We start from the raw sequence: 11,802 nt of genomic DNA, 5'->3' as shown, positions 1-11,802 counted from the left end.
GTCGCGTGACTCACGGGAGGCGTAATTTCTGCCCCCAACCGACAGGAAATCCACAACATGACGGAGGCGTGCCGCCGTCCAGGTGACGTCACACAATTGCTGCGGTACCGGCGTGGCGACCGACGGTCCGCAGGACTCAACGGAGCAGTGCGACATCCACGTTGACCCGGCGCAAGCGCAACCCCGACGGCGCCGGCACGATCACCAAGCGCAAGGACAGCCGCTACCAGGCCGCTGTCCACGTCCTCCAGCCGGGCGGCACCCGGGCCCGCAAGTTCGCCTATGGCAAGACCTGGGCCGAGTGCGACACCGAGCGCCGTGAACTGCTCGCCAAAGTGGACCAGGGCGTGCCCGCAGGAGACCACCGCAGAACCGCCAAGGAATCTCACCGTGTCCTGCGTACCGCCCTGACTGCTGCCTGCCACGAAGAGCTGGTCATGCGGAACGTAGCCACCCTTGTGGAACCGCCCTCGGCCGGTTGTGTTCGTCGCGATGGAGCCGAAGCTCAAGGTGATCAACAAGGAGACGGGCGAGATCGCGGTCGACCGCGAGACGAAGGCCAGAATGACGACGGTCGGCCCGATGGTCGTGGGGCTCTGCGTTCCGCCGGCAGGCTCAGGGATCGCCAAAAGGGCGGCTGGTGAACTGTGGGCCGATTCGGACTTCGTGTTCACGACGCGGTACGGAACCCCGATCGAGCCGCAGAACTTCAACCGGTCCTTCGCCGCGCGGTCGGCTGCTGCGGCTGATCGCAAGATCCGCCTGCACGACACCCGGCACCCACATCCCGTCCGAGGCCACGCGCCATGCTCTCAAGAAGCTGGGCAACCACTACGACGCCAAAGAGCCCCCACCGGATTTCCCCGGTAGGGGCTCTGAGCTGCGGTGGACCTGTGGGGATTTGAACCCCAGACCCCCTCGATGCGAACGAGGTGCGCTACCAGACTGCGCCACAGGCCCTTGCAACGAGTGAAACTCTAGCACCCTCATCGGGGTGCTCGGAAATCCGTATCCCGGCAGGTCACCGAGTCGGGTTCCCCGCCGGACTCACTCGTTGGCCGCGCGCGGCCGGTCCTCGTCGTCGTACTGGTCGAAGAGGGGCGTACGGCCGCGGTCACGGGTGCGCTTGGCCGGGTTGCCGCGGCGGCGGGGGGCCGGTTCGGCGTCGGGCGAGGCGGACTCCTGCGTGCCCGTCCGGGTCGGCTCCGCCGGGCTGGAGCGGGCCGCGCTCCAGGTCTCCGGGTCGCCGACCTCGACCCCGCCCGTGGCGCGCGGGGCGACCGGAGCGGTGACGTAGGTCGGAAGCGGGACCGGCACCGGCTCCCAGCTGTCGCCCTGGGCGGGTCCGCGTTCGCGCTGCTGGTCGACCCACTCGGCGTGGTCCGTCTGCTCGACGAGGGCGCGGCGGCCCGCCTCCTGGGGGGAGACCGTGGGGACGGGGACGGCCGCTTCGGGCTCCTCGTCGGCCTCGGCGGGAGCCGAGGACGCGGGCTGGTGCCTGCGGGGCCGGTTCTCGCGCAGCCGCTGCGCGGCCACCTCGGCCCGTCGCCGGTCCATGGTGAAGACGAACCGACGGCGCTCCTGGGCCCGCAGATGCACGATGTACGTGCTCAGCAGCACGGCCGGAACGGCCGGCGCCCAGAGGAAGCGGAGCCCGCCCACCGCCGCGACGACCGCGCCGAGCGTGAACGCCATGAAAAGGATCGTGGTGGTACGCCGACGGCGCGCCAGGACCTGCGAGCGCCGGCGGCGCTCGCGCTCGAACTCGGCGCCGGAAGGCCGCCGCCCCTCCCGCCGGACGGGCTCCGGACGGGAGGCCCGGTCCTGCGGGCGCTCATGGTCCGGCCGGCCGGGGGCCGGGAGACGCAACCGCGCTTCCGTATGTGCCGGGGGCGCGGAAAAGGCCCGGACGTCGACGGACTCCAATCGGTCCGTGACGGCATCCGGGTCCACGTCGCCAGGCGCCTCCTCGGCATCCCGCTCCCGCAGCTCCTTGGCGTAACGGCGCTCCATGGCCGCCCGTCCGGACAGCAGCCGGATGGCGGTGCTGAAGCGTTCCGTCGGACGGGCTTCATTGAGCTCGTCCTGCCTGCGGAGCCACATCGGCACCAAGTAGGCGGCCCATGCACCGACGATGACTGCGTAGATGAGGCCGCTGCTGCTCACGCTCACACCGTAGAGGGGTTTGCACGGCGGCATCCGCCAATTGGCCCGGTGTGTCGCACGATCCGGCTGATATGACGGACTTTTTTTGCGATTGATCGGGTCAACAGTCGTCGAAAGTGAGGTTCATTACCGTCAGAGAGCGATCGAATTCGAACACTTATTTCATTTCCCTGGGTGTGCGTGGCGTTCCCGGAGTACCCGGCCGCATCCTGCGCCAACGCCGCAGCAGTCCGTCGGGCACTTCCTCGGCGGTGAGGGCGAAGATCAGATGATCCCTCCACGCACCGTCGATGTGCAGATATCGTGGACGTAGTCCTTCCGCACGGAATCCGAGTTTCTCCACGACCCTTCGGCTGGGGGCGTTCTCGGGCCGAATGCACACCTCGATCCGGTGCAGCCCGACTGTACGGAAACAGTGGTCGACGGCGAGAGCCACCGCGGTCGGCATCACACCGCGGCCCGCCACGTCCTGGTCGACCCAGTAGCCGACATGGCCCGAGCACATCGAGCCCCAGGTGATGCCCGCCACCGTCAACTGCCCGACGAGACGCCCCTCGTACTCGATGGCGAAGGGCAGCATGCGCCCGGCGTTCGCCTCGGCACGCAGGTGACGGATCATCTGACGGTAGGTGGGGCGCTGGGCCACCGGGCCGCCGGGGGCGGGCGGCGGGACGGTCGCCTCCCAGGGGCGCAGCCAGTCGCGGTTACGGCGGTTGACCTCGCGCCACATGCTCTGGTCACGCAGCTTTATCGGGCGGAGGGTGACGGCGCCGTCGGTCAGGATCACCGGCCAGGTCCGGACGTTCAGCTCGGGCTCCCCGGTCGGGGGTGATCGCCGCCGCGCAGCTGGTCGACGGCGTGCACCAGGAGCCTGCTCAGGACCGCGAGTCCGTCGCGTACGCCACCGGTCGAGCCGGGCAGGTTCACGACGAGCGTGCGGTCCGCGATGCCCGCGAGGCCGCGGGAGAGTGCCGCGGTGGGGACCTTGTCGCGGCCCTCGGCCCGGATCGCCTCGGCGATGCCCGGGATCTCACGGTCCAGGACGCGGCCGGTGGCCTCGGGCGTGCGGTCGGTGGGCGAGATGCCCGTACCGCCGGTGGTGACGATCACGTCGTAGCCCGCGGCCGCTCCGGCCCGGAGGGCCGCTTCCACCGGATCTCCGTCGGGCACGACCTGGGGGCCGTCGACGGCGAACCCGAGAGCGGTGAGGGCCTCGGCGATGACGGGGCCGCCCTTGTCGGCGTAGACACCGGCGGAGGCACGGTTGGAGGCGGTCACGACGAGGGCGCGGTATCCGCCGGTGGCAGGGTCGCTGCCGGGCGCGGTCATACGTCCGCCCCCTCCGGTGCGGGGCGCCGGTAGTCGCCGGACTTGCCGCCCGATTTCGCCTCGACCCGTACGTCCGTGATCACCGCGCTCTTGTCGACCGCCTTGATCATGTCGATCACCGTGAGCGCGGCGACCGACACGGCGGTCAGGGCCTCCATCTCGACGCCCGTGCGGTCCGTGGTCTTCACGGTGGCCAGGATCTCCACCGCGTCGTCGGCGACGCTCAGGTCGACCTTCACACCGGAGACGGCGAGCGGGTGGCAGAGCGGGATCAGGTCCGGGGTGCGCTTGGCCCCCATGATCCCGGCGATGCGCGCGGTGGCGAGCGCGTCGCCCTTGGGGACGCCTTCGCCCCTGAGGAGTTCGACGACACGCGGTGACACGAGGACCCGGCCGCTCGCCCGGGCGACACGTGCCGTGACGTCCTTCTCCGACACGTCGACCATGCGGGCGGCACCCGCCTCGTCGATGTGCGTCAGCCTGTTCTGCGTACTCAACTCACTCCGCCTAGCGGTAGGGCGCCGGTTGCCCGCCCGTCCCGCACCGTGGCGCGGACCGAGGGGACCGGGGGGCTTCCCCCGGTAAGGCACAGCGCCAGACACCGTACCGCCACCGCGCCGAAGTCAGCGGAGGAGGATCACCTCGGCCTCCGTGCCGGGCTCGGCGGAGGTGACGTCCTCGGGCAGCACGATCAGCGCGTCCGCCTGGGCGAGAGCGGCGATCAGATGCGATCCGGGCCCCCCGACCGGAGTCACGGTGCCCGCCTCGGCGTCGTAGGTCCCGCGCAGGAACTGGCGCTTGCCGGACGGCGAGGCGAGTGCCTCGTCGGTGCTGAGCGTGGCCCGAACCTTCGGGCGGTGGACGTCGTCGAGGCCCATCAGCGTCAGGATCGCCGGCCGGACGAACAGCTCGAAGGAGACGTACGAGGAGACCGGGTTGCCGGGCAGCGCCAGCAGCGGCGTGTGGTCGGGGCCGATCGAGCCGAAGCCCTGCGGCTTGCCCGGCTGCATGGCCAGCTTGCGGAAGTCGATGCCGCCGCCGGGCTCGTCCTCGTCGCCCACGGAGGACAGGGCCTCCTTGACCACGTCGTACGCACCGACGCTCACACCGCCCGTGGTGACGACGATGTCGGCGCGGATCAGCTGGTCCTCGATCGTGGCCCGCAGCGTCTCGGCGTCGTCCGCGACCGCGGGCACGCGGTAGGCGATGGCGCCGGCGTCCCGGGCCGCTGCGGTCAGCGCGAAGCTGTTGGAGTCGTAGATCCGGCCGCCGGTCAGCTCCTCGCCCGGCTGCGCCAGTTCGCTGCCGGTGGACAGCACGACGACGCGCGGACGGGGCCGCACCCGCACCGTCGAGCGGCCGATCGCGGCGAGCAGCCCGATCTGAGGCGGTCCGACGACCGAACCCGCGCGCAGTGCCAGGTCGCCAGGCTGTACGTCGCTGCCCTTGGCCCGGACATGGGCGCGCGGCTTGACGGGGCGGTGGACGCGGACCTCACCGCTCGCCCCCTCCGGGGCGTCGCTGTGGGCGCGCATGGCGGAGGCGGGGCCGCCGCCCGTGCCGCCGTCGGTCCACTCGACCGGGACGACCGCCTCGGCGCCCGCGGGCAGCGGAGCGCCGGTCATGATGCGGGCGGCCTCGCCGGGGCCGACGGACCGGCCGTCGGCCAGGCCGCCGTCGCCAGCGGCGACGTCGCCGATGACGGTGAGGACGGCGGGGAACTCCTCGCTGGCGCCCTCGACATCGGAGATCCGGACGGCGTATCCGTCCATCGAGCTGTTGTCGAAGGGCGGCAGGGCGACCTCCACCACGACGTCCTCGACCAGGACGCAGCCCTGGGCGTCCGGCAGTTGCAGCTCGATGGGTTCGAGCGGCTTCACCGCGGCGAGGATGTCGTCCAGGTGCTCGTCCACCGACCAGATCGTGCTGCTCAAGCTGTTACAACTCCTCGTCGACGTAACTGCGCAGCCAGGTCCGGAAGTCCGGGCCCAGGTCTTCACGTTCGCACGCGAGTCTGACAATGGCACGGAGATAGTCACCGCGGTCACCGGTGTCGTAGCGGCGGCCCTTGAAGACGACACCGTGCACCGGGCCGCCGATCTTCTCGTCCTCGGCCAGCAGCTGGAGGGCGTCGGTGAGCTGGATCTCGCCGCCTCGGCCGGGCTCGGTCCGGCGCAGTATGTCGAAGACCGCGGGGTCCAGGACGTAGCGGCCGATGACGGCGAGGTTGCTGGGCGCCTCGGCCGCGTCGGGCTTCTCCACGAGCCCGGTGACCCGGACGACGTCGCTGTCGTCGGTCGCCTCCGTGGCCGCGCAGCCGTACATGTGGATCTGCGACGGGTCGACCTCCATCAGGGCGACGACACTGCCGCCCTCGCGCTCCTGGATCTCGACCATCCTGGCCAGAAGAGGGTCGCGCGGGTCGATGAGGTCGTCACCGAGGAGCACGGCGAACGGCTGGTCACCGACATGGGGGGCGGCGCAGAGGACGGCGTGGCCGAGGCCCCGCGGGTCGCCCTGGCGCACGTAGTGCATGGTGGCCAGGTCGCTGGACTCCTGGACCTTGGAAAGGCGTTCGGCGTCTCCCTTGCGGGTCAGCGCGGACTCCAGCTCGTAGTTCCGGTCGAAGTGGTCCTCCAGGGGACGCTTGTTGCGACCGGTGATCATCAGTACGTCGGAGAGGCCCGCGTCGACGGCCTCCTCGACGACATACTGGATGGCGGGCTTGTCGACGACAGGCAGCATCTCCTTGGGAGTGGCCTTGGTGGCCGGCAGGAACCGGGTGCCGAGACCTGCAGCTGGGATGACAGCTTTGCTGATCCTGGGGTGCGACTGAGTCATGCGTAGAACTGTATCCGTTACGTATGGGCGGAAGATGAGCGTCCGGTTAACTTCGTTCTCATACATCCACATAAAAGAACTATGTGAGCACCCGTTGAACCATGACATGTCCCGAAAGACAACACTGCGGCGTGAACTGCTCGCCGCGCGGAGGCTCCTCACCTCGGAAGACGTCAGAAGGACCGCCGCGGTTCTCGCCTCGGCCGCCGCGGATCTCCCCGAGCTGACCGGCGCCCGGACCGTCGCGGCCTATGTGTCCGTGGGGCGCGAACCGGGAACGCACGCACTCCTGGACGCCCTGCGGGCGCGGGGCGTACGCGTACTGCTCCCGGTCCTCATGCCGGACAACGACCTGGACTGGGCCGTGTTCGAAGGCGCGGAGCACCTGGTGCCCGCCGGCCGGGGCCTGCTGGAGCCGGACGGCACGCCTCTCGGCCCGCAGGCGGTCCTGGACGCGGACGCGGTCCTGCTGCCCGGCCTGGCCGTGGACGGGCGCGGAATGCGGCTGGGACGGGGCGGGGGCAGCTACGACCGGGTACTGGCCCGGCTCGCGTCGGCCGGGGCGCACCCCGCCCTGATCGTCCTGCTGTACGACGACGAGGTGGTCGCACGGGTTCCTGATGAACCGCACGACCACCCCGTGGATGCCGTGGTCACACCCGCCGGAGCGCGGCGCTTCCCGCCCAGGGACCGGGCCTAGGGTTTCTTGAGCGTCAGGCTGTCGACGGTGGACTGCTTCACGGCGTCCGCCCCGAAGGACCAGTCGAGCAGTTCGCCCTCGACCCACTTGTCGGTCTGATCGGTGTAGTGCGCGCTGAACGCGTGCCCCGAGGATCCGGTGAGGTTGATCCACCGGGACTTGTCCCAGTCGCCGACGTTGACGACCATCCGCATCGACGGGACCCAGATGACCTCGTAGCCGCCCGCCGCGTTCCAACCGGTCGCGTTGACCGCCGCCTCGCCGCCTCCGAGGTCCCAGGGGCCCCGGTTGAGGGCCCGCTGCAGAAGGTCGGGCCCATCGGTGCCCAGCGTCTGGTTGCGCAGGGTCAGCTGGTGCAGCCTGCCCCAGCTCCAGGTGGACATGTCCTTGCCCAGCTCCGCGGTCAGCTCCCAGCGCGCGTCCTCCATGGCACGGGCGAAGAGCTCGTCACGGCTGTCGATGGCCTCCTCGCGCCCCTTGGCCGGGACCTTCCACCACGCGTTGTCCTGGTCGTCCAGGATGCTCTCGACCACCTCGTACCAGCGGTCGCCACCGTCCGGCTGCGCCGCGTCCGGGTCGCGCTGACCGCATTCGCGTACGAGCTTGTCCTGCTCGTCCACGGGCCCGGTGCCGGGGACCGGCTTCACATAGACGCAGTCGCCCTCGGCCCGCATCTCCTTGGGGAGCTTGTCGCCGAACGCCAGCTTCAGGATGTTGCGCCAGACACCGTTGAAGTACGCGGCGGCGGCCGAGTCGGACTCCTGGGTGTAGTCCCAGCCCTCCAGCAGCTTCTGCGCCTCGCGGACGTTCTTGTCGGCGATGCCGATCTTCTTCAGCTCCGGCACCAGCTTCGCGGCGATCGCGCTCTGGTTGTCCATCTGCATCGTCTGCATGTCGTCGGTCGAGATCTTCTCGCCGCCGTCGATCTTCTTCTGGATCAGGTCGTTGATCCGCTGGCTGCGGGTGCCGTAACCCCAGTCCTTGGTGAGCATGTGCTCGTAGTCGTCACCGATGACCGCCTGGTTGGCGGTGACGATGTAGCCGCGGTCCGGGTCGTACTCGTACGGCAGCTCGTCGAACGGGATGGGGTCCTTCTCCCAGCCGTACGCGGCGGACCAGCCGGGGCTCGGCGTCGTGCCGTCACCCTTGAGGCGGACCGGGATCTTGCCGGGCGCCTGGTAGCCGATGTGGCCCTCGGTGTCCGCGTAGATGAGGTTCTGCGACGGCACCTCGAAGTGCGCGGCTGCCTTGCGGAAGCTCGTGAAGTCCTTGGCCCGGTTGAGCTCGAAGACCGCGTCCATGGACTTCCCCGGGTCCAGCGCCGTCCACTTCAGGGAGACCCCGTACCCGTCGCCCCGGTCCGGCGCCGAGGTGGTGACGGGAGCCTTCTTGCCGACCTTCTCCAGCTCAGCACTGCGGTCGGAGACCAGCGGGCCGTTGTTGGTCTCACGGACGGTGATCGTCCTGCTCTTCCCGCCCGCGACCTTGATGGTCTCCTCGCGGGTGATGAAGGGCTCGGTCCTGCCGTCGTACTGGTAGCCGTCGGCCGAGACCTTCTCCAGGAAGAGGTCGGTGACGTCCGCGCCGAGGTTGGTGAAGCCCCAGGCGATGTCCTGGTTGTGGCCGATGATCACACCGGGCATCCCGGAGAACGTGTAGCCGGCCGTGTCGTACTGGCACGACTCCGAGAGCTGACGGCAGTGCAGCCCCATCTGGTACCAGAGCGACGGCAGTTGCGGCGCCAGGTGCGGGTCATTGGCCAGCAGCGGCTTGCCCGTCGTCGTGTACTCGCCGGAGACGACCCAGGAGTTCGATCCGATGCCGTTGCCGTTGGGGCCGAGCAGCGCCGGGATCTCGTCGAGGCTCTCGGAGAGCGCGGAGAGCTGGGTGTTCAGGCCCTCGGTCGCGCCCTCGACGGTCCCCGAACCGATGCCGCCCGACGGCTCGGCCTCGGGGTCGTACTTACCGGTGACCGGGGAGACCGCGCCCTGCTCGACGATCGGCTTGTTCTTCTCGTACGGGTAGTCCGGGTAGAGGTCCTTGATCTGCTTCGCGCTGAGCCTGCTGGCCATCAGCGAGCGGTCGATCTCGTCCTGCATGTTCCCGCGCAGGTCCCAGGCCATCGCCTTCAGCCAGGCGACCGAGTCGACCGGGGTCCACTCGGTGGGCTTGTAGTCGTTGGTCAGGCCGAGCGCCGCGTACTCGACGGAGATGTCCTTGCCGTCCTTGCCGTCCAGATACGCGTTCACCCCCTCCGCGTACGCCTGGAGGTTCTTCTTGGTGTCCTCGTCCAGGACCTCGTCGTACTCCTGTTGCGCGACCTTGCGCCAGCCCAGCGTGCGCAGGAAGGAGTCGGTCCCGACCTGGCCGGCGCCGAACATCTCGGAGAGCCGTCCCGAGGTCATGTGACGGCGTACGTCCATCTCCCAGAAGCGGTCCTGGGCCTGGACGAAGCCCTGGGCGCGGAACAGGTCGCTGTCGGTGTCCGCGTAGATCTGCGGGATCCCGTAGTCGTCGCGTTTGACGTCGACGTCGCCGGAAAGGCCCTTGAGTTCGAGCGAGCCGGTGGTCTGCGGGTACGAGGCCCGGACTGTGGAAACGGACCAGTACGCGCCGTATCCGACACCCGCGACAAGCGCCAGCACCAGGACGATCACGATCAGGCGGGCGCGTCGCCCCTTCTTCCTGCCGGTCTTCTTCGCATCGGAAGACCCGGAAGGGGCGGTTGTGTTGGCGGGCATCGCTGTCCTTCGAGGGGCAGGGTGGTCCTGGGAGTGCAGGAGCAACCATAGGCGCCCCGCCGAAGCCACTCGGACGCGGTATGGGGATGCATCCATTTGCGCACCGGTTCGCACGAACACTCGAAGGCGTCAAGAAGACGTTAAAGATTAGGTAAGGTAACGAAGTACTGGCCACCGGAGGACGATCCGGAAGGCGTACGCAGGGAAGGAACGGACCCTGACTGTCCACGCGCTCAACGAACTTCTGCTCGTCTGCTCACTCGTCCTGCTGGTCGCCGTCGCGGCCGTTCGCATTTCGTCCCGCAGCGGGCTTCCCAGCCTGCTCCTGTACCTCGGCATCGGCATCGCCATGGGGCAGGACGGCATCTTCGACGTCAAGTTCGACAACGCCGAGCTGACCCAGGTGATCGGTTACGCCGCCCTGGTCGTCATCCTGGCCGAGGGCGGCCTAGGCACGAAGTGGAAAGAAGTGAAACCCGCGCTGCCGGCGGCAGCCATGCTGTCGACCATCGGCGTGGGCATCAGCGTGGGCGTCACCGCGAGCGCGGCGCACTATCTCGTCGGCCTCGACTGGCGGCAGGCCCTGATCATCGGAGCCGTCGTCTCCTCCACCGACGCCGCGGCCGTCTTCTCCGTCCTGCGCAAGGTCCCGTTGCCTTCCCGCATCACCGGTGTCCTGGAGGCCGAATCCGGCTTCAACGACGCCCCCGTGGTGATCCTCGTGGTGGCGTTCTCCGCCGTCGGCCCCGTGGAGCACTGGTACGTCCTGGTCGGCGAGATAGCCCTGGAGCTGGCCATCGGTGCCGCGATCGGCCTCGCGGTGGGCTGGCTGGGCTCCTACGGGATCCGCCATGTGGCACTGCCCGCCTCCGGGCTCTACCCGATCGCCGTGATGGCCATCGCGGTGTCGGCGTACGCGGCGGGCGCCATGGCCCACGGCAGTGGCTTCCTGGCCGTCTACCTGGCCGCGATGGTCCTCGGCAACTCGAAGCTCCCGCACTGGCCTGCGACCCGGGGCTTCGCCGACGGGCTCGGCTGGCTGGCGCAGATCGGCATGTTCGTCCTGCTCGGCCTGCTGGTCACCCCGCACGACCTGATCGACGACTTCTGGCCCGCCGTGGTCGTGGGGCTGGTCCTCACCGCCGTCGCCCGGCCGTTGTCCGTCTTCATCAGCCTGGCGCCGTTCCGGCTGCCACGGCGCGAGAAGGCTCTGATGTCCTGGGCGGGCCTGCGTGGCGCCGTCCCCATCATCCTGGCGACCATCCCCATGGTGTCCGGGATCGAGGGGAGCACCCGGGTCTTCAACATCGTCTTCGTGCTCGTGATCGTCTACACGCTGATCCAGGGACCGACCCTGCCCTGGCTGGCGAAGGCCCTGAAGATCTCCGACGACCCGTCGGAGACCGCCGACCTCGGCATCGAGTCGGCACCCCTGGAACGGCTGCGCGGCCATCTGCTGTCCGTCGCGGTCCCAGGCAAGTCCAGGATGCACGGAGTGGAGGTCGCGGAGCTGCGGCTGCCCGCCGGGGCCGCCGTCACCCTCGTCGTACGGGACGGCAAGAGCTTCGTCCCCGCACCCTCGACCGTGCTGCGCCGCGGGGACGAGCTGCTGGTCGTCGCGACCGATCCGGTGCGCGACGCGGCGGAGGCCCGGCTGCGGGCGGTCGGACAGGGCGGCAAACTGGCCGGCTGGCTGGGGACGGGTGGGGCGGACCGGTCCGACGAGGCCACGGTGGGCATGCCGCACCTCCCGAAGCTGGCCCGGAAGCTGGGCAAGGGCGGCGAGAGCCGTCCGGCGGACAAGGCGGACAGCGGCCGGGCCCCTCACTGACAGGAGAGGCGGCGAGGGGCACCCGCGCACAATCGCAGGTGTGCCGGGGACAAGGCCTGTAAGATGAAGGACTGGATCTTCTGATCCACACGATGTGAACGTGATCGACCAACCCTGATCGACCAACTCTGTCTGATGCAGAGCTGGCGCGACCGTATGGCGGTCGTGGCGTCCTTCGCCTCTGGAGCGAGCGC

At 69.6% G+C, this 11,802-nt stretch carries 10 protein-coding genes and 1 tRNA gene; 3 read left to right on the top strand and 8 right to left on the bottom strand.

The annotated features are described in order from the left end of the window. Nucleotides 1–161: 161 nt before the first annotated feature. Nucleotides 162–644 carry a hypothetical protein gene (locus ACIBCU_RS31495; protein ID WP_399235582.1) on the top strand — a complete coding sequence of 161 codons (483 nt, stop codon included), beginning with the start codon at nt 162–164 and terminating at the stop codon, nt 642–644. Between the two features lie 242 nt (nt 645–886). Here the strand turns inward: ACIBCU_RS31495 and ACIBCU_RS31490 are convergent. The 7 genes from ACIBCU_RS31490 to galU all read right to left on the bottom strand — a co-directional run bounded on the left by ACIBCU_RS31490 (nt 887) and on the right by galU (nt 6,336). Further along, nucleotides 887–960: transfer RNA gene (locus ACIBCU_RS31490), tRNA-Ala, on the bottom strand. Nucleotides 961–1,047: 87 nt separating this feature from the next. Then, nucleotides 1,048–2,199 carry a gephyrin-like molybdotransferase receptor GlpR gene (gene glpR, locus ACIBCU_RS31485; protein WP_399235580.1) on the bottom strand — a complete coding sequence of 384 codons (1,152 nt, stop codon included), beginning with the start codon at nt 2,197–2,199 and terminating at the stop codon, nt 1,048–1,050. A 124-nt stretch (nt 2,200–2,323) separates the two neighbouring features. Continuing rightward, nucleotides 2,324–2,953, bottom strand: a complete 630-nt coding sequence (locus ACIBCU_RS31480) for a GNAT family protein (protein ID WP_362927880.1) — start codon at nt 2,951–2,953, stop codon at nt 2,324–2,326. 17 nt (nt 2,954–2,970) lie between these two features. Further along, nucleotides 2,971–3,495: a molybdenum cofactor biosynthesis protein B gene (locus ACIBCU_RS31475; protein ID WP_399235577.1), complete on the bottom strand. Its 525-nt coding sequence runs from the start codon at nt 3,493–3,495 to the stop codon at nt 2,971–2,973. Then, nucleotides 3,492–3,992 (bottom strand): cyclic pyranopterin monophosphate synthase MoaC, encoded by a 501-nt coding sequence (gene moaC / locus ACIBCU_RS31470; protein ID WP_362927882.1) that lies wholly within the window; start codon nt 3,990–3,992, stop codon nt 3,492–3,494. Before moaC ends, ACIBCU_RS31475 begins: the two co-directional genes overlap by 4 nt. A 126-nt stretch (nt 3,993–4,118) precedes the next feature. Then, nucleotides 4,119–5,429 (bottom strand): gephyrin-like molybdotransferase Glp, encoded by a 1,311-nt coding sequence (gene glp / locus ACIBCU_RS31465; RefSeq protein ID WP_362927883.1) that lies wholly within the window; start codon nt 5,427–5,429, stop codon nt 4,119–4,121. A gap of 4 nt (nt 5,430–5,433) precedes the next feature. Beyond that, nucleotides 5,434–6,336: a UTP--glucose-1-phosphate uridylyltransferase GalU gene (gene galU / locus ACIBCU_RS31460; protein ID WP_362927884.1), complete on the bottom strand. Its 903-nt coding sequence runs from the start codon at nt 6,334–6,336 to the stop codon at nt 5,434–5,436. 106 nt (nt 6,337–6,442) lie between these two features. Between galU and ACIBCU_RS31455 the strand changes: the two genes are divergently transcribed. Beyond that, entirely contained in the window at nt 6,443–7,036 is a 594-nt protein-coding gene (locus ACIBCU_RS31455; RefSeq protein ID WP_362927885.1) for a 5-formyltetrahydrofolate cyclo-ligase, read from the top strand. Here ACIBCU_RS31455 and ACIBCU_RS31450 read toward each other — a convergent pair. Next, a complete protein-coding gene (locus ACIBCU_RS31450) occupies nt 7,033–9,777 on the bottom strand; it encodes a penicillin acylase family protein (protein WP_399235574.1) in 2,745 nt (914 codons plus the stop codon). The genes ACIBCU_RS31455 and ACIBCU_RS31450 overlap by 4 nt on opposite strands. Before the next feature lie 217 nt (nt 9,778–9,994). Here ACIBCU_RS31450 and ACIBCU_RS31445 point away from each other — a divergent pair, with 217 nt between their 5' ends. Further along, the gene (locus ACIBCU_RS31445) at nt 9,995–11,608 is read left to right on the top strand and encodes a potassium/proton antiporter (protein ID WP_399235780.1); all 1,614 of its coding nucleotides are present in this window, start codon (nt 9,995–9,997) and stop codon (nt 11,606–11,608) included. Nucleotides 11,609–11,802 lie beyond the last annotated feature (194 nt).

This window comes from Streptomyces sp. NPDC051064 (genome assembly GCF_044455985.1).
GTDB lineage: Bacteria > Actinomycetota > Actinomycetes > Streptomycetales > Streptomycetaceae > Streptomyces.
The sequence above is the reverse complement of the archived record's forward strand: the minus strand, read 5'-3'. Positions and strand labels throughout refer to the sequence as shown.